This window comes from Anabaena subtropica FACHB-260 (genome assembly GCF_014697105.1).
GTDB classification, from domain to species: Bacteria; Cyanobacteriota; Cyanobacteriia; order Cyanobacteriales; family Nostocaceae; genus Trichormus; species Trichormus subtropicus.
This window is the reverse complement of sequence record NZ_JACJRF010000004.1, coordinates 66,021-84,045: the sequence shown is the minus strand read 5'-3', so window position 1 is coordinate 84,045 and position 18,025 is coordinate 66,021. Positions and strand designations below refer to the sequence as shown.

Here is an 18,025-nt window from a genome sequence, read left to right as displayed (position 1 = left end):
TTAGGACATCAAGGAATCATGAATCAATTCAAAATTCAAAATAAATATTAATATGTAGAGATACGAATTTTTGTATCTCTACATTGAACTTTTATTAAAGGAAACCTTGCAGACGCTGAACTAAATCGGGCGTTTGCAGTACACCTTCAATCCGATCTACTGGTTGACCTTGTTTGAACAATACCAATGTTGGTAGAGCATAAATTTGATACTCAGTTGCTAATTCTGTGTACTTTTCCGTGTCGATTTTGACAATGCGGATGCGGTCTTTAAGTTGAGTGTTTACTTGCTGTAAAATTGTCCCCATCATTTGACAAGGCCCACACCAGTCAGCATAAAAATCTACTAAAACAGGTAAATCAGAACCAGACAGCATCTCTTCAAAACTGTTGAATTGTTTTTTCTCTGTCATGTGACACACACCATTATTTATTGATTGAATTCAATATTAATGTCTGCTTTCTGGAAATGGTGTAACGTTATTTTGTTTTTATTGTTTCTCAACTTATCTTCTACTTCCTAAGATATATGTACTAGAGAGTAGAAGAGAGATTGTTATTTTGTAGACAAATGGTTTTTTGAATTTTGAATTTTGAATTCTTGATAAGTTGTAGGTACAAATCGCCATAAGATAATTAGCGCGGGAATTTACAACCTTGAGGAATATTTTATGGCAATTTTAAGTGAAAATTTGCGGGGACAAGTAGCTGTTGTTACAGGTGCTTCGCGGGGGATTGGCCGAGCGATCGCCTTAGAATTAGCTAATTACGGTGCTACTGTAGTGGTCAATTACGCTAGTTCTAGCACTGCTGCTGATAGCGTAGTAGCAGAAATTACAAATGCTGGTGGTGAAGCGATTGCTTTACAAGCTGATGTGTCCCAAGCCGACCAAGTGGACAATCTGATCAACGAAGTCATAGAGAAGTTCAACCGCATCGATATTTTGGTTAATAATGCAGGTATTACCCGCGACACATTGTTATTAAGGATGAAGCTAGAAGACTGGCAATCTGTAATTGACCTTAATTTAACTGGTGTATTTTTATGTACCCGTGCCGTTAGTAAACTCATGCTCAAACAGCGTGCTGGTAGAATTATCAACATTACCTCCGTCGCTGGACAAATGGGTAATCCTGGTCAGGCGAACTACAGTGCGGCTAAAGCTGGTGTGATTGGCTTCACTAAAACTATTGCCAAGGAATTTGCTTCTCGTGGGATCACTGTCAACGCCGTCGCTCCTGGTTTTATCACTACAGACATGACAAGCAACCTCAAAGCAGAAGGTATTTTGCAATACATTCCTCTAGGGCGCTATGGTCAACCAGAGGAAATCGCCGGTATGGTGCGTTTCCTCGCCGCCGATCCCGCAGCAGCTTATATTACCGGACAAGTCTTTAATGTCGATGGCGGTATGGTGATGTAGTTCTTAATTGGTAATTTGTAGTTCGTAATTACGAATTACGAATTACGAATTACGGATTAAGAATTAGTTCTGATTCTTTGCCAGACAGTAAAACTGAGCAAAAGAATAATGCTGCTAGCTGTGGCAGCTATGACCGCCAGGCTCATCCCTTGGACTCTCATCGCTAGTACGTTGCAACCCAAGGTGATTAACCATAAGGTAAACGCAGCATGACGTTGCGAAAATCCCCAAGCGAGTAAACGGTGGTGTAAATGGTCTTTGCCAGGAGTACTCAAGGGGTTTTTACCTGCTAGAAGCCGTCGGATAAACACTTGGGTAGTGTCTAACACTGGCAACAGCAAAAATAAAACCGTAGGAGTAAGAGCAAATATCGTGTTTCGTTGCAAGCTACCTAAAATACTAGTTGCAGCTAGCACATAACCAAAAAAGTATGCTCCAGCATCACCCATGATGATTCTTGAGGGATGGAAGTTATGACGCAAAAATCCTAAAGCCCCACCGCCTAAAGCAGCTAAAACTAAAGTGGAGGCAGCCTTATTAGGAAATTGGGCAGATACTCCCAACAAACTCATGGCAGTGATAAAACTAATTCCCCCTGCCAATCCATCCATACCATCCATCAAATTGACAGCATTGGTAATACCCACCACCCACAGCACAGTTAGCAACATCGAAAGGATAGAGTCAATGGGCGTGCCGAAATTCACATCAACTACGATGCCATTAGCAACTAGTAATAATGCTGTGACAATTTGCGTCCATAAACGCACAGAGGGGGGTAATCCGAACTGATCGTCAATAAAGCCGACCAAGACTAGGATTGAACCCCCTAGTAAAATAGTCAATACCTGAGCTAAGACGTTTTGCAGTTCAATGGGACGCAAGAGGCTAGCTAATACCAATGCGGCAATTACTCCCGCGTAGATAGCTAAACCCCCTGCATTCGGCAACGGTTCTCGATTGAGTCGTCTAGCGTTGGGTTGGTCAGCCCAACCTACCTGCAAGGCGAATTTGCGTACCGTGGGAATCAAACGCCATGTTACCGACCAAGCCAATATAAACGTGAATACTACTGCCAACCAGCCGGAACCGCTAGGGTCAGCAATGCCTATAGACCTAAGGGAGTTGTAAATATTCATCTCCCAATTCAACCATTACTGCCAGTGTCCTAAATGAGCATCAAGTGTATATTAATCAATTTTTTTTATTTCCACACATGATCTAAGTTGATGAGGTTCTTAGCACTCTGAGCCTGTGAGTGCTAAATTGTCTAATGGAAGCGCTAGAGAAAGGAAACATGGCAAAAATTATTTTATTTAATGAAGAGTCACGGCGTGCTTTAGAACGGGGTGTCAATGCCCTAGCCGATGCTGTGAAAATTACCTTGGGGCCAAAAGGTCGTAACGTGCTTTTAGAAAAAAAATATGGCACACCTCAAATTGTCAATGATGGTATCACTGTCGCCAAAGAAATTGAATTAGAAGATCCTTTAGAAAATACTGGTGCCAGATTAATTCAAGAAGTGGCAGCAAAAACCAAGGATGTAGCAGGCGATGGCACAACTACTGCGACTGTTTTAGTACAAGCCTTAATTAAAGAAGGTTTGAAAAACGTCGCGGCTGGTACTAACCCGGTCAGCTTAAAACGTGGTATTGATAAAACCACTGAAGCCTTGGTAGAAGAAATTGCCAAGATATCCAAGCCAGTAGAAGGTAGTGCGATCGCTCAAGTCGCTACTGTCTCGGCTGGTAACGATGAAGAAGTTGGGGCCATGATTGCCCAAGCAGTGGAAAGAGTCACCAAAGACGGTGTAATTACCGTGGAAGAATCTAGATCCCTGACAACTGAACTAGAAGTCGTGGAAGGGATGCAGATTGACAGAGGTTATATTTCCCCCTACTTCGTCACCAACAACGAGCGCCAGACAGTGGAATTGGAAAATGTTCGGATTCTGATTACTGACAAAAAAATCGGCAGTATTCAAGAACTAGTACCCATTCTGGAAAAAGTAGCTCGTTTGGGTCAACCCCTACTGATTATTGCTGAAGATGTAGAAGGAGATGCCTTAGCAACTTTGGTAGTGAACAAAGCACGGGGTGTACTTTCCGTCGCTGCAATTAAAGCACCAGGCTTCGGTGAACGCCGCAAAGCATTGCTGCAAGATATCGCTATCCTCACCGATGGTCAGCTAATTTCCGAAGAAATCGGCTTAAGCTTAGATACAGCAGATTTGGAAGCTTTGGGTACTGCGCGGAAAATCACAATTGAAAAAGACAACACCACAATTGTTGCTGGTAGTACTACTAAGCCAGAAATACAGAAGCGGATTGCTCAAATTCGCAAACAATTGGAAGAGACTGATTCTGAGTACGATAGTGAAAAATTACAAGAACGCATTGCCAAACTAGCTGGTGGTGTGGCAGTGATCAAAGTCGGTGCAGCCACCGAAACCGAACTCAAAGACCGCAAACTGAGAATCGAAGATGCTCTCAATGCTACTAAAGCGGCTGTCGCTGAAGGCATCGTTCCTGGTGGTGGCAAAACTCTCATTTACTTGGCAGGCAAAGTAGACGAGATTAAGAAAGATTTTGATGAAGAAGAAAAAATCGGCGCTGAAATCGTTAAACGAGCTTTAGAAGCTCCTTTACGTCAAATCGCTGATAACGCTGGCGTAGAAGGTTCCGTCATCGTCTCTAGAGTCAAAGAGAGCGATTTTAACATCGGTTACAACGCTGCTAGTGGAGAGTTTGAAGACTTGATTGCTGCTGGTATTATCGACCCAGCTAAAGTAGTGCGTTCAGCTTTGCAAAACGCCGCTTCTATTGCTGGTTTGGTCTTAACCACCGAAGCGATCGTTGTGGAAAAACCAGAGAAAAAACCTGCTGTTCCTGCTGATGCCGGTATGGGTGGCATGGGCGGTATGGGTGGTATGGGTGGCATGGGCGGTATGGGTGGCATGGGCGGCATGGGTATGTTCTAATTAGGGGACAGAGGATAGGGAACAGGGAATAGGTAAGAACTGACTTTTCTATTCTGAGTTCCAGTTCCTAATAACCAGCCTCCAGTAGCCAAACATTAGGGGCAACTTCCCCGCGATCGCCTGCTTCTTCACAGGTGAACCCAGGGAGGCTGCCCCTTCAATTTACGAAAATTTACGTTACAGAAAATTACTCAGCAGTAGCTAGTTCGGTATTACCCCGTGTGCGTTTGCGAGTCAAGGTGTTATACACCATCATGCCGATGGCCTTGATTAAGTTTCCTTCTAATTCTTGGAACATCTTCATGTTCATGCCAAAGGCGGCGTTAGCCTCATTAACGATGCGATCGCCTGTCCCTTCATCAATTGGCAATTCATCCAAAGTTTGCCGATATTTAGCTTTAAAAGCCTTCTCGTCGGTAATATCTGCGAACTCATAAAACGCAGTTCCTTGACCGTCATTTAGATTCATCGCTGTCACAGCAATATTTTTGAGAATTTGTCCCCCAGACAAATCACCTAAGTAACGGGTGTAAGAGTGGGCAATCAACAATTCTGGTTCCGTTGCAGAGATTTCCCGAATGCGTTGCACATAAGCTTCACCTGCTGGTGACAGTTGGATTTGTTCCCGCCAGTTAGCGCCATAGTAGTAACTCAGGTCTTGCTCTAAGGTATGCTTACGGTTAAGTTGGGAAAAATTGATTTTAGAAACAATTGGGTGCTGGTGATGCTTTTCCATCTCCTCTTCCATTGCCGAGTAGATGTAGTAAAAGTTAGCCACTAGCTTCCGGTAAGAGCTTTTTTCTACCACCCCTTTTAAGAAGCATTTGACAAAACCCACATTTTCTGCCATTGTGTGGGCTTTTTTTGTACCTACACGTAGTTTGTTTGCTAAATTGCTGCTCATACTAAATTTCTCAACCTTAAAAGGTCAACTACCAGAGTTTTAAATTACGGACGGCTAAAAAATGCCACTAGAACGTAACATTAGAACTATTTGATGAGAATTTATATTAATATTTTTTAAGTAAGTAAAATTTGTACTTTTGTTAAGTAAACACCAATTGAGCCAGTAAAAACAACTAATACCAAGAAAAATTTTTCGGCGATGATACTCCGCCCCGCCCGTTAATAACACTGTCATCACCTGAAAAAAACCGAAAAATTATGAGACTTCTGTAAAGTTATCAAGTAGTACTGGCGACTATTGAAGTCAGGAGTTAAACTGAAGGGCATTAAAACTGAGTGACTAAATTCTTCATAAAATATTGACAATTGAATAACTCTTTTTAAGTAATTTCACTTAAATAAAATATGGGAAACAAATTTATTTTTTTCTGAAAAATAATTATCATAAAAGCAAATCAACAGGTATTTACTCTTAGTTGCTAAATAAAGTGTAAATTTACGTGAGTTCGAGAAAAATTAAAGCTCGGGGGCTGAAAAGAGGCAGAAGGGCTGGGAAAAGGGGAGAAGAACTTTCTCAACTCAGTACCCTGCTCAACGCCTCGCTAACAGAACTCAACACTCGACATTGATCGAACTGGCGTTAAAGTAATAATTTTTAGTGTGATGTGAGGGGTGTTTAAAATAATGGTTTCATCCATAACTCGAATTCAAAGCTACGCAAAAAATTGTGCAACTGCATCTGATGGATTAGGAAAAGTTGTTGAGGAGAATTTTGCACCAGACTTAATATCGATACCAGCAACGCCCCTGTTTGGAACAGATGGCATTCGTGGCAAGGTAGGGGAATTACTGAGTGCGCCCTTAGCATTGCAAGTTGGTTTTTGGGCAGGCGTAGTTTTACGTAGTCACGCTAGTCACTTAGGGCCAGTCATCCTCGGACAAGATTCTCGCAACTCCAGCGATATGTTGGCGATGGCATTGAGTGCAGGGTTGACAGCAGCCGGGATAGAAGTTTGGTATTTAGGGTTATGTCCTACTCCGTGTGTAGCTTATTTAACTAGCGTTAGTGAAGCGATCGGTGGTGTGATGATTTCTGCCAGTCATAACCCTCCTGAAGATAATGGAATTAAAATTTTTGGTGCTAATGGTGGGAAGTTACCCCAGGCGTTACAGGCAGAAATTGAAAATGGTCTGCGGGGAAATCTGCTAGCTACAGGTAGTGTAGGTAATTGTGGACGGCATTACTCACGTTGGGAATTGGTGAAGGGTTATGGCGAAGCTTTAAAACAACCCTTGCAAACTACAGTGAATCTTCAGGGGATGAAGATTGTTCTGGATCTAGCCTGGGGTGCAGCTGTTGGGTTAGCACCATCAGTATTTGCAGAAATGGGAGCAGAAGTGATTTGCTTACACAATGTGGCAGATGGCGATCGCATTAATGTTAATTGCGGTTCTACTCACCTAGAAATGCTGCAAGCCACAGTCCGAGAACACAACGCTGATCTGGGCTTCGCCTTTGATGGTGATGCCGATCGCGTCTTAGCAGTAGATCCCACAGGTCGTCCAGTGAACGGCGATTATATTCTTTACCTCTGGGGACTGCACCTCAAAAAACAAAACCAACTGCCAGATAACTTGATTGTTTCTACCGTCATGGCAAACCTGGGCTTTGAAAAAGCTTGGCAGCAACAGGGTGGTAAATTAATTCGCACCGCCGTTGGCGACCAATACGTACAAGCAGAAATGCTGAAAACTGGGGCAATGTTGGGGGGTGAACAATCAGGTCATATCCTCTGTAGTCACTATGGTATGACTGGAGATGGCTTGTTAACAGCCTTACACTTGGCAAGCTTAGTCAAACAGGCTGGTGTTTCCTTAGCCGAATTAGTAGACCAAAGCTTCCAAACCTATCCCCAATTATTGCGGAATGTGCGAGTTGTAGACCGCGATCGCCGTTTAAGCTGGCAAAATTGCGAACCAGTACAACAGGCGATCGCCCTTGCCGAAAAAGCTATGGGTGATGCTGGCAGAATTTTAGTCCGAGCTTCTGGTACAGAACCAGTCATCAGAGTCATGGTAGAAGCGGCTAATGCTGAACTGGCTGACCATTGGACAAATGAATTAGTAGCGCAAGTACAGCAACACTTAACTCCGTGAAGCAATGGATAAGTAGTGCTGAGTATCATAAAGTTATTACGAACTTTGTTCAATAGCTCAGTAAATTAGACCCTAGCTAAACACTAGGGTTTTTACATAAATGCTAATATTTACGTGTTAGCTATTTGTTAAACATTAAACAAGGTAACAATATGCTAGTTTTTGTTATTCCCCTGAAAAGTCGGCAATTTTCTAAATCTTGGGAACGTGTTACGCAGTTATTTGAAAGATGTATTAAATCAGTTTGTCATCAAACTTCATCAGAATTTCATGTTATTGTTGTCTGTCATGAAAAACCAGATATACAATTCAATCATCCAAATATTACATATATTACAGTTGATTTTCCTCAGGCAAAAGATACTAAATACATTAATCAAGGACGTACTGATAAAGGGCGTAAAATTCTCAAAGGTTTAGTTGAGGCTCAACATTTTTCTCCTACTCATACTATGGCTGTTGATGCAGATGATTGTGTAAGTAGGAATTTGGCAGAATTTGTGAAAAATAACCCTAATAGCAATGGCTGGGTGATCAATAAAGGGTATAAATATCAAGAAGGAGATAAATATATATACGTTAAAAGAAATGACTTTTATAAAATGTGCGGTAGTTGCAATATCCTCAGGTATGATTTAAATTTAATCCCAGAAAATCCAGAATACAACCGTGGATATGGTTACTATAAATATTATATAGACCATGCCAAAGTAAAAAATATTTTAAAAGAAAAAGATATAAATATTAAGCTATTACCATTCCCAGGTGCAATTTATATGTTGGCTACAGGGGAAAACCATTACTATGATGGCACAAGACTAAACTTTAGTATTTTCAATCGTAAGACATTAAATCAATCGATTAGAGATGAATTTGGCTTATATGATTTATAGTTATTTGTATCTATTTCTCAACATAAATTGATAGATTAACTGTTATTTAAGTGAGCCAAGATAAAGAGCAGAAATCTAGGTTTTAAACTAGGCGACAATACTCTACCTAACCATAAACCATGACTTCCATCCGGTAGGAGACCGTCGCAACTTAAAAAAATTAATAAAGTTTAGGCAATAGATTAAAATCACCCCATGCCGATATTAAAATCAAAATCCAAACGTTCTAAAAAATCAGAAAAGCAGTCACAGGTAGAAACTCCTAGCCTGAGTATCAAAGAAAGACTAGCACAAAAACGCAAAGCTACCCAAGCACGCAAAGAACTTATTAGCGTATTGAGTACTGTCACCTTTTTTAGTCTCTTTGTTGGGCTTTTGGTATTTTTAATAAGTGGAATTAAAACAGCAATTCCCCTAGTTTTAGGAATTATTGTCATGTCCCTTTCTTACAAATACCCCCGCATGGGACTGATAGCATTCTTAATATATGTACCTTTTGGAGGTACTATTACTTACTACATTGGCAACAGTCCCATTCTGCAATTAGCTAAAGATGCTTTCTACTTTCCAGCCCTAATTGCAATTTGGCAGGCTTGCCGTCGGCAAAAACTGCCCCTAATTATTCCTCCAGCCATTAGAACACCATTGTTTATCTTATTGGGTTTGTGTCTTTTAACATTGTTGTTTGTCAATGGTGGACAACAATTCAATCCTCCTGATCTTGGCCCATTCAAAGAACCAAGCAATGAAATACCTTTAGGTATGGGTATTTTGGGAATAAAAGTACTTTTAGGTTATTTGCCCTTAATGGGTTGTGTCTACTATTTAATGCAGGATAAAAAGGACTTTCTATTCATATCGCGCCTACAAGTTAGCCTGATACTCATCTGCGGTGTATTAGGTATTTTTCAATATCTTTTACTCCTGACTGGTGTATGTGAGGGTACTAGATATGCTTCAGGAGACGCTTTATTTAAAGCAACCTTAGAAGCACGTTGTTATATTGGTGGTTCTTTAGTGTATAGTCCCAGCCAAGGAATGATTAGACTTCCAGGAACCTTTGTAGCTCCTTGGCAGTGGGCATGGTTTTTAATTTCCAGCACCTTTTTAGCATTTGCCACAGGTTTCTCTGACCCTTCCTTTATTTGGCGCTTCATCAGCTTAGGTTCTTTGGCGACTGTATTTATTAATGCCGTTGTGTCTGGACAAAGGATTGCCTTAGCGTTAGTACCCGTCTGTTTTGTGATTCTGCTCTTACTTACAGGTCAAATCCGTAACCTTAAACGCTTTATTCCTATAGGTATAGGGCTAGCTGCTGTGTTGGGGATTGCCATGGCCAGTAACCCTGCGCTTGTACAAGAACGGATAGATAGTTTAACGGGTCGCTGGGAAGCGTCACCACCTCAGGAGTTTATCGTTCAGCAATTTGAAGACTCTTTGAGAAGTTCTAGTAACAACCCTTTAGGAAATGGATTAGGTCGAGCCACTAACTCTGCTCGTACTTTGGGTTCAACTAGGTTGATAGAAACGTATTATCCTAAACTCTTGTATGAAGTAGGTATGATTGGGACATTGGGCTTTCTGGCTTTAGTCACGACCCTAACAATTGCTGCCTACAAAGCTTATCGCTCAATAAAAAACCGTAATTTCCGTACTTATGCAGCTGCTTTGTGGGTGTTTATATTGTTTATTAGTTATAACACTTACTACTATCCTCTAGATGTTGATCCAGTGGCTGTGTACTACTGGTTTTTTGCTGGGATGTTGTTTAAATTACCAGTAATAGACAAACAAGAGAGGGAAAATGCTAATCCTCAGCAAAAAAACCAGAAAAAACGTCTACAAGTAAAATTTTTATAGACTAGACTCTCAGTAGATACCAAGTAAATATGACAAGGTTGTTTATGACAGACGATTCTCTGAGCAAACAAATTTAAGCTAGGTAGAAAGTCACATGAGTAATTTACCTTTGATTACCGTAGTCATACCAACCTACGGAAGAGAGGAAGCCCTAAGGGATAGCATTGTAGATGTTTTAAATCAGGATTATCCAAATTATGAAGTTTTGGTAGTAGACCAGTCTCCAACACACACACCAGAAATCCAAGCTTACTTAGAAGAAGTAGCCGCAGCAGCCAAGATTAAATGGTTTCGCCTAGATTGGGCTAGTTTACCAGGCGCACGTAATTATGGTGTGCGGCGGTCATCTGGAGAGATAATTTTATTTATTGATGACGATGTCAAATTAAAGCCCGGTTTTTTAGCAGCTCATGCGAAAAATTACGTACAAAACCCCGAAGTGGGGGCTGTGGCAGGAAGGGTATTTGACAGAATGAAATTAGGGGATTCTGGAGGAGATTTGGAGATTGAATATCTACCCCCAGAAGCGATGGATCCAGGAATTGCTTGGTATCATATAGACTTAGTGCATACGATTAAGCCCCAGCAAGTGTTGACAGCTAGGGGTTGTAATATGTCTTTTCGCCGGGAAATTTTTACTAAATACGGACTGAGGTTTGATGAAAGATTTGGCGGTAGTGCAGTCCGTGAAGAATCAGACTTTTGTTTAAGGGTGCGGCAGACAGGATATAAGATTTGGTATGACCCAGAGGCTGATTTAGTTCATCTAGGAGAAGAGACTGGGGGTTGTCATGATATTAGTATGCGATCGCTAAAATATCAATTCACCTTTTACCACAATCATTTCTTACTAGGACTGAAAAATCTCAATTTCAGCCAAGCCTTACGCCTATACTCCCGCTTATTTGATTGTCACGTCCTGGGTCGTCCCCCTTGTCATAAAAGCGGTTCTCCCATCAAAATTGCTACCCGTGGAGTATTCTATACATTGGGATTTATCAAAGCTTTAGGGACTGTCATCCAATCAACTTGGAATGATGGTCAAATCTACACTCATCTTGATCAAGAGTCAACAATCAACAGTCAACTGACAACTAACAACTAACAACTATTTTATGAAAATTTTAGTTGCCAGCCATACCTATATCGTAGACCTGAACTGTGAAAAACTACGGGCTTTATCTCAACTAGAACCTGGGATTGAAGTAACAGTTGTAGTTCCTAAAACTTGGAAACCCGGCGGCGTTCAAAACAAAATTATTGAAACCGAATACCGTGATGAAGGTGCATTTAAGATAGTTCCAGTTTCTAATTTTAGCCAAAATCATCAAGGTCTACTCACCTTTGGGACTGATTTGATATCATTATTGAGACAGTTTCGCCCCCAAGTTATTCAAGTAGAACAAGGGTCTAGAGGACTTGCGTATGCTCAATTGATTGCCTTGAACCAATTATTAGGTCTGAAGGCAAAGAATATCTTTTTTACTTGGTGGAATTTACCTTACGAGTTAAAACTACCAATTGCTTTATTAGAAAAGTATAACCTTAACAATAGCCACGGCATTATTTCTGGCAATCAAGATGGTGCAGAAATTTTGCGCCAAAGGGGATACAAAGGAGCAATTAAAGTTATGCCACAGTTGGGTGTAGATGAAACCCTATTTACACCTCAAACACAACCAGAATTAGCTGCTAAGTTAGGTATCCAATCTGGTGAATTTGTGATTGGCTTTGTTGGCAGATTTGTACCAGAAAAGGGTTTATTAACACTTTTACAAGCCTTAACTAAGTTACCTCTAGATAAACCTTGGAAATTACTATTATTAGGTCGTGGAGTTTTACAAGAAGAACTAAATAGAATTGCTTCAGAAAATAATATTCAAGATAGAGTAATTTTAGTTGAAAGCGTTCCTCATAATGAAGTCGCCAACTACATTAATTTAATGAATACTTTGGTATTACCTTCAGAAACAACTTATAAATTTAAAACTTTAACTTCCGTTGGCTGGAAAGAACAATTTGGTCATGTTCTAATTGAGGCGATGGCTTGTCAAGTCCCAGTTATTGGTTCTGATTCCGGTGAGATACCCCATGTAATTGGTGACGCTGGTTTAATTTTTCCGGAAGGTGATGTTCAAGCCTTAACGAATTGCCTATTACAACTCTTAGAAAACCCAAAATTAACTCAAGAACTTGGTGAAAGGGGTTATCAAAAAGCTATGGTTAAATATACCAATAAAGCTTTAGCCAAGCAACAATATGAGTTTTACCAAGAGTTGGTTAATAGTCACTAAGTAAGTATAAGAATCCGATTTGATTTATGAAATAATCTAAGTACAAGTAGGATGTGTTAGCGTAAGCCTTAACGCACCGAAGTCCTTATGGAAGGTGCGTTACGCTGTCGCTAACACACCCTACTGGATTATTATTTATCTGTTCAAAAATCAAATATGAGTCCTATAGGCACAACTAAATATAGTAGTAAGCAATTTACCGCTCACTTACCAGATTTTAAAGGGCTATTCGCATAGCGTTCCCATAGGGTAGCCCTTACTACAGACTCTTATTTTATTAAGTCTTTCTATTTAACACAACAACTGATTACTAACCATTCGTTACTGACGACTGATAAAAATGAAAATATTACAAATTATTCCATCAATTTCCCTGATTTATGGTGGCCCCAGTCAAATGGTATTAGGGTTAGCGCCTGCTTTAGCAAAAGAGGGTGCGGAAGTTACAGTCATAACAACTGATAGTAATGGTGATAGTGGTCAAACACCTTTAGATGTACCTTTGAATATTCCCATCAAACAAGATGGTTATGAAATAATTTATTTTCGCTGTTCTCCATTCCGTCGTTATAAATTTTCTTTAGATTTATTAAAATGGCTAAAAATTCACGCCCATGAGTATGATATAGCTCATATTCATGCTCTATTTTCTCCTGTAAGTAGTGCGGCTGCTACTGTATGTCGTCAACATAATTTACCTTATATTTTGCGCCCTTTGGGTACTCTTGACCCGGCTGATTTACAGAAGAAAAAGCAATTAAAAAAGCTGTATGTCAATATTATTGAACGGCGTAATTTAGCTGGTGCAGCAGCAATTCATTTCACTAGCGAACAAGAAGCAAAAATATCAGCAAGATTTGGAGTATCTACACGGGATTTAGTGATTCCTTTGGGTGTTATTCCCCCTCCAGAAAAAGCAGAGAATATAGTCACTAATCAGTTGGAAATGCCTAAAGACGTGTCATTGATATTATTTATGTCGCGGATAGACCCGAAAAAAGGGTTGAATTTATTAATACCCGCATTAGAAAAGCTATTAGCATCGGGGAATAACTTTCATTTTGTCTTGGCTGGAACCAATCCCCAAGACCCTAATTATGAACAAAAAATTAAAGACCAGATTACTAATTCGCCATTGCGATCGCATACTACCATCACAGGTTTTGTCTCTGGTGAATTAAAAGCTAGTTTACTACAAGCGGCTGATTTATTCGTGCTACCTTCATATTATGAAAACTTCGGTATTGCCGTCGCTGAGGCAATGGTAGCGGGTGTACCTGTGGTTATCTCCGACCAAGTGCATATTTGGCAACAGGTAGGCGATAGTCAATCAGGCTGGGTAGGAACAACTGATGTAGAATCACTTGTAGAGTTATTGCAACAAGCATTGCAAAATCCCCAAGAACGCCAACGCCGGGGATTAAACGCCCAGAATTACGCCTTACAACATTTTAGCTGGGATGCGATCGCTAAACAAATGATTCAAGCCTACCAAACAATCAAGAAAACTATTAGCAACTGACAACTGACAACTGACTAATTAATTCGCCCTTTCCCAAAGTCTTTGCATTTCTGTAATCATCTCAGCCGTGGGAGGTGGTAAAGCTTGAACAGATGGTTTCACTTCCGCACCAGGAATATTTTGATTCCAGGGACTTTTCGGCACAGATTTTAAATCAACAGCATTATTCACTGGACGAAAACCATACTCAACTAATACGGCTTGTTGTGCGGGTTGCGTTACAAAGTCGAGAAACTTCTTGGCTGCATTCGCCGTTCCTGAGTCCACATCCCGACGGACAATTGCTGCTGTGGCTGTGGATTCAATGGATGGATTTAAATAATATATTTGATAAGGTCTACCGTTATTGGTGCTTGATTGTTGCCAACGATAAAGAGCGATACTTTCATAAACTGTAGCTACATCAGCATCATTGGGGCCTCTGGTAATAAATTCTTGCAGCAGAATATCTGTAGACCGAGGAGGCTGATAAACTGACTTTTTAACTAATCCAAACAACGACTGCACAGATGGATTATTGAAACTATTACTGTTAACTTGTGTGCCTAATTTTGATTGTGTCCACAGGTTCAATGTTACCTGACCACTATTAGAACGGGTCGGGTCAGTGGTGACAAAATCAAAGCTACCCCAATCTTTATTACCACCAATTTTTTCCCAGTTACTAGCCTGCATGGCTTGTTCGACTTTTTGCCATTGAAAGCGTCCATCGGGAAACAGAACTTTGCCCCGTTCAGGCCAAGCAATACCGACTAACATGGTTTTGGTGATGGGTCGGGGAGTGTCGTAAAACGGAGGAGTGTTGCCAGTGGCACGCAGGCGATCACTTAATTCTGCTAAAATTTCTCCATTAGCAGGAATTAATACAGTAGGTTTAAAATCATTTTTCTGGTCGAGATATCTGTTAGCTATATCTTGGGAACCTTGAAACTTTAGTTGTAACTTAATATTGGGGTTTTCCTGCTGGAATTTTATTGCTAGTTGTTCTAATGGTTCTTGTAATTCTGTCCCACTAACAACAATGATAGTTTGTTGTAATCCAGGAATTGGGGCATAAGTTAAAATTAGTGATGCCGCAATAATTCCGGTTGATGTATAAATTTGGGAAGACTTTGACTTTTTCTTAGCCATAAACTTACGTCCTCATCCCGATTATATAGTATTATTTCCGAACCAATAAATCGATATTTTCTGATAGACTACTAAGCTCATCACTGAGTAATATCATGCCATTAATTTGCTCAGAATCATGTAAGTCTGAGGTGCGTAATGTTGTCTGCAATCGCTGCAATAAACCAGCAGAATCTTGAATTAAAGTGGAAATATTAATAATTCTCGCTAGGCGAGTATCTTCCCCTTCTTTAGCTAATTTGATGTTACGTTGGAGACTATCTGCAAGTTCTTGCCAATGTTGTTTAGACACACCCGAACTAGATTGCCGTTTTTGTTTCACTTCCTGCAATTGTTGTTGGAGTTTATCAACTGAAAGTAGAGAATTATTGCCGCTAATATTCCATACTAGAGTATCAATTTTACCCGGAAGTTCAACGGCGCGATCGCAACTGCTTTCCAAACCCGCCAAAAGTTCAATTTGAAAAGAATCAGTCAGCAACTTCTTAGCTTGCAAACGCAATTCATTTGCTTGATTTGCCAAAGCCAAAGCCGACACCTTAACAGCATTTATTTCTCGTTCTAATTCAGGATTATCTAATGCCAAATACTCCGGTTCACGAGACTTTAAAAAACTAGCCCCAACCATAGTAATCCCAGCCGCAACAGGTAACACAACTGGACTAGGCAAACCGCCCAAACGCACACCCACAAATAAACTTAAACCCCCAACCAACACAGCCACCGGATAATCAAGCGGATTTGTTAACTTCAACATAAAATCGACCTCAAAAAAACTCCGCGCAACTTTGCGTTTAACTCCGCGCTCCTCTGCGTTTAAAACTCCACCTGTAAATCCGACATCAACCGCGAAATCGTCTCTGGATCACCCTTAGAATAATAACCTCCATTCCACTCAGCAATCTTCTTTAAAGCATCAGGATTAAATTCCCCCTCGCGACCATAACCAACAGTAAAAAAGCCTATTCTTTCATCACTAGAAAAACCGCTTTCTTTTAACGCTGTTGATAGCTGATCTAAAGATATTCGTGAACCAGAATCTTCCCCATCAGTTAATATCAAAACTGCATTGATTGCATCTGGGCGACGATTTTTTCTCAACCAATTCCGTGCTTGCAAAGCAGCATCATATAAACTAGTACCACCATCAGCCCTAAGACTACTAATAAACTGTAACCCGCGATCGCGTCCTTCAGGAGTACCATCGACTAAGACAGGTTCCCTAATTTCTGAATCAAAATCTATTAAAGCAATTTGTTCTTTTTTACCTAAATTCTTAATATAATTTTGCAAAGTGTTTTGGACTGCTGGTAACTTGTTCCCCGACATTGACCCAGAAGAATCAACCACAACCACAACCAAAGATGGTTTTTTAGAAGCCTCTTGCCAAGATTTCAGCATTGCATCTACTACCTCTGGCTTTGGTGGACGCAAAGAATCGTACTTAGCTTCAGCCACCACACCAAATTCAGGAGAAAACTTTGCACCTAATGCTACTCCTGGGGTTCCTGGGCGTAAACCTAAATCTGTAGCAATTTTTTGTGTATCAGGCGATCGCCAATAAGTGATAAACTTCTCTGCGGCAGCCTTCTCATCAGCACTCATCCAAGGGGCATTCGGGACAATTGCCCGCATATTAGAAGTAAATGTTGTCTTGGGGTAAATCGCCTCATAACGCTCCTGTCCAGCTTGCAAGCTAGAATTGGCACTAATTACACTAGACTCATACACAGACCCCACAGAAGCCCAGAACGGCCCGTTTTTCACCATCCCTTGGGCGAGAGAATTGGTAGAAACGCCATAACGAGTAATTTTACTTTGGATTTGCTGAATTTGCGGCTGAAAAGTCTGCACATCAGTCACTGTCAATTCTTCAGGACGCTTACCAGACACACTAGTATACTGTGCGACCAACGTTTGCAACCCCGAATTAGAACGAGTCGGTGCAGTGTGGACATAATTAACTGTTAACGCTGGTGAGGTAGGGTCGATATCACGGTGAGTTTTAGCTGTCACCAAAGCCTGATAAGGGTCAGACACTTTCCGCAACCCGCCAGCCACATCAGTCTGTGCCATAAATACCATTGGGCTATTAGCTAACAATGGCGCATCGGTGATATCGGGAATGTAATTTTGTCCAGGGAAAATCTGGTTAACTCGATAAATTAGCTGACTTTGATATATATCCCCATCTACAGAAATAATGCTAGGAAAGTCTGTGGCATCAGCTTTGAGAGTTCCATTCTTTAATTGAGAAGTCAACCCAACTACACTACTAACCACATCACCACTACCTAAGGCTTCGCATCGCACCTGGAAAGCATTACCATTGTCTAACTTAGGTTGCGTTGCATTAAAATTTTTTGCCGCTTGGTTACAAAAGTCTCCCAAGGCGCTACCTACCAAAACCTTAACTTTTAAACCAGTAAAATTATCTGTTGAATTGGAGTCACTGCTACAAGCGGTTAGTAACAGAACACCAAAAACTGCTACAAGGCGTGTATCTAACCAAGACCCTTTGAGAATCATGTATTTATCCCAGAAAGCCGTTTATTTAATATCTAACTACCAGCCATTCATTTATTAACACAATCCATCAAAATTAGTGCCGTATTACACAAATCCCCATAACAACCACAAAAGCGCACCAGACAATTCCCGAAAAATTACCAAACAAATTAATTCATAGCCGGGAAAAAGTACATCCTATTTATGCAATAATCAGAACTCGTCAGTATTATTCCCCATCAAGACAGTCTGCTCAAGAGTGGAGAAATTAAAATTTTGTTAAAAACCACTCAAAACCGATGGGGAAACCGATGTTTTTTTGTCATTGTGGCAAAATAGAATACATAAGCC

The 18,025-nt window shown here is 40.6% G+C and carries 14 protein-coding genes; 8 read left to right on the top strand and 6 right to left on the bottom strand.

Features of this window, described 5'->3' with window-relative positions; genetic code table 11:
• Positions 1–94 precede the first annotated feature (94 nt).
• Positions 95–412, bottom strand: coding sequence for a thioredoxin (gene trxA, locus H6G18_RS03555; RefSeq protein ID WP_190405708.1), 318 nt, complete (start codon positions 410–412; stop codon positions 95–97).
• Between the two features lie 258 nt (positions 413–670).
• Here trxA and fabG point away from each other — a divergent pair, with 258 nt between their 5' ends.
• Entirely contained in the window at positions 671–1,423 is a 753-nt protein-coding gene (gene fabG / locus H6G18_RS03550; RefSeq protein ID WP_190405707.1) for a 3-oxoacyl-[acyl-carrier-protein] reductase, read from the top strand.
• Between the two features lie 56 nt (positions 1,424–1,479).
• On the opposite strand, the gene H6G18_RS03545 is transcribed toward fabG, so the two are convergent.
• Positions 1,480–2,562, bottom strand: a complete 1,083-nt coding sequence (locus tag H6G18_RS03545; RefSeq protein ID WP_190405706.1) for an MraY family glycosyltransferase — start codon at positions 2,560–2,562, stop codon at positions 1,480–1,482.
• Between the two features lie 158 nt (positions 2,563–2,720).
• On the opposite strand from H6G18_RS03545, the gene groL reads away from it, so the two are divergent.
• Positions 2,721–4,403, top strand: coding sequence for a chaperonin GroEL (gene groL, locus H6G18_RS03540; protein WP_190405705.1), 1,683 nt, complete (start codon positions 2,721–2,723; stop codon positions 4,401–4,403).
• A 187-nt stretch (positions 4,404–4,590) separates the two neighbouring features.
• On the opposite strand, the gene H6G18_RS03535 is transcribed toward groL, so the two are convergent.
• Entirely contained in the window at positions 4,591–5,307 is a 717-nt protein-coding gene (locus H6G18_RS03535) for a biliverdin-producing heme oxygenase (RefSeq protein ID WP_190405704.1), read from the bottom strand.
• Between the two features lie 686 nt (positions 5,308–5,993).
• On the opposite strand from H6G18_RS03535, the gene glmM reads away from it, so the two are divergent.
• The 6 genes from glmM to hpsP all read left to right on the top strand — a co-directional run bounded on the left by glmM (position 5,994) and on the right by hpsP (position 14,035).
• A complete protein-coding gene (gene glmM, locus H6G18_RS03530; RefSeq protein WP_190405703.1) occupies positions 5,994–7,466 on the top strand; it encodes a phosphoglucosamine mutase in 1,473 nt (490 codons plus the stop codon).
• A 152-nt stretch (positions 7,467–7,618) separates the two neighbouring features.
• Complete coding sequence (locus H6G18_RS03525) at positions 7,619–8,359, top strand: glycosyltransferase family 2 protein (RefSeq protein ID WP_190405702.1); 741 nt, start codon at positions 7,619–7,621, stop codon at positions 8,357–8,359.
• A 195-nt stretch (positions 8,360–8,554) separates the two neighbouring features.
• Positions 8,555–10,219, top strand: a complete 1,665-nt coding sequence (hpsL, locus tag H6G18_RS03520) for a hormogonium polysaccharide biosynthesis protein HpsL (RefSeq protein ID WP_190405701.1) — start codon at positions 8,555–8,557, stop codon at positions 10,217–10,219.
• A gap of 94 nt (positions 10,220–10,313) precedes the next feature.
• Positions 10,314–11,324 (top strand): hormogonium polysaccharide biosynthesis glycosyltransferase HpsN, encoded by a 1,011-nt coding sequence (hpsN, locus tag H6G18_RS03515; RefSeq protein ID WP_190405700.1) that lies wholly within the window; start codon positions 10,314–10,316, stop codon positions 11,322–11,324.
• Between the two features lie 10 nt (positions 11,325–11,334).
• Complete coding sequence (hpsO, locus tag H6G18_RS03510) at positions 11,335–12,513, top strand: hormogonium polysaccharide biosynthesis glycosyltransferase HpsO (protein ID WP_190405699.1); 1,179 nt, start codon at positions 11,335–11,337, stop codon at positions 12,511–12,513.
• A gap of 340 nt (positions 12,514–12,853) precedes the next feature.
• Positions 12,854–14,035, top strand: coding sequence for a hormogonium polysaccharide biosynthesis glycosyltransferase HpsP (gene hpsP, locus H6G18_RS03505; RefSeq protein WP_190405698.1), 1,182 nt, complete (start codon positions 12,854–12,856; stop codon positions 14,033–14,035).
• 18 nt (positions 14,036–14,053) lie between these two features.
• Here the strand turns inward: hpsP and H6G18_RS03500 are convergent, their stop codons facing one another.
• From H6G18_RS03500 to H6G18_RS03490, 3 genes are read right to left on the bottom strand one after another with little or no spacing between them, the layout of a single operon-like run.
• Entirely contained in the window at positions 14,054–15,166 is a 1,113-nt protein-coding gene (locus H6G18_RS03500; RefSeq protein WP_190405697.1) for a substrate-binding domain-containing protein, read from the bottom strand.
• A gap of 31 nt (positions 15,167–15,197) precedes the next feature.
• Positions 15,198–15,923 carry a hypothetical protein gene (locus H6G18_RS03495; protein WP_190405696.1) on the bottom strand — a complete coding sequence of 242 codons (726 nt, stop codon included), beginning with the start codon at positions 15,921–15,923 and terminating at the stop codon, positions 15,198–15,200.
• 59 nt (positions 15,924–15,982) lie between these two features.
• Complete coding sequence (locus tag H6G18_RS03490) at positions 15,983–17,695, bottom strand: VWA domain-containing protein (protein ID WP_190405695.1); 1,713 nt, start codon at positions 17,693–17,695, stop codon at positions 15,983–15,985.
• Positions 17,696–18,025 lie beyond the last annotated feature (330 nt).

Bases quoted from the DNA above. Each gene is read 5' to 3' on its own strand.
- trxA (WP_190405708.1), bottom strand. From the start codon at position 412: ATGACAGAGAAAAAACAATTCAACAGTTTTGAAGAGATGCTGTCTGGT.
- fabG (WP_190405707.1), top strand. From the start codon at position 671: ATGGCAATTTTAAGTGAAAATTTGCGGGGACAAGTAGCTGTTGTTACA.
- H6G18_RS03545 (WP_190405706.1), bottom strand. From the start codon at position 2,562: ATGAATATTTACAACTCCCTTAGGTCTATAGGCATTGCTGACCCTAGC.
- groL (WP_190405705.1), top strand. From the start codon at position 2,721: ATGGCAAAAATTATTTTATTTAATGAAGAGTCACGGCGTGCTTTAGAA.
- H6G18_RS03535 (WP_190405704.1), bottom strand. From the start codon at position 5,307: ATGAGCAGCAATTTAGCAAACAAACTACGTGTAGGTACAAAAAAAGCC.
- glmM (WP_190405703.1), top strand. From the start codon at position 5,994: ATGGTTTCATCCATAACTCGAATTCAAAGCTACGCAAAAAATTGTGCA.
- H6G18_RS03525 (WP_190405702.1), top strand. From the start codon at position 7,619: ATGCTAGTTTTTGTTATTCCCCTGAAAAGTCGGCAATTTTCTAAATCT.
- hpsL (WP_190405701.1), top strand. From the start codon at position 8,555: ATGCCGATATTAAAATCAAAATCCAAACGTTCTAAAAAATCAGAAAAG.
- hpsN (WP_190405700.1), top strand. From the start codon at position 10,314: ATGAGTAATTTACCTTTGATTACCGTAGTCATACCAACCTACGGAAGA.
- hpsO (WP_190405699.1), top strand. From the start codon at position 11,335: ATGAAAATTTTAGTTGCCAGCCATACCTATATCGTAGACCTGAACTGT.
- hpsP (WP_190405698.1), top strand. From the start codon at position 12,854: ATGAAAATATTACAAATTATTCCATCAATTTCCCTGATTTATGGTGGC.
- H6G18_RS03500 (WP_190405697.1), bottom strand. From the start codon at position 15,166: ATGGCTAAGAAAAAGTCAAAGTCTTCCCAAATTTATACATCAACCGGA.
- H6G18_RS03495 (WP_190405696.1), bottom strand. From the start codon at position 15,923: ATGTTGAAGTTAACAAATCCGCTTGATTATCCGGTGGCTGTGTTGGTT.
- H6G18_RS03490 (WP_190405695.1), bottom strand. From the start codon at position 17,695: ATGATTCTCAAAGGGTCTTGGTTAGATACACGCCTTGTAGCAGTTTTT.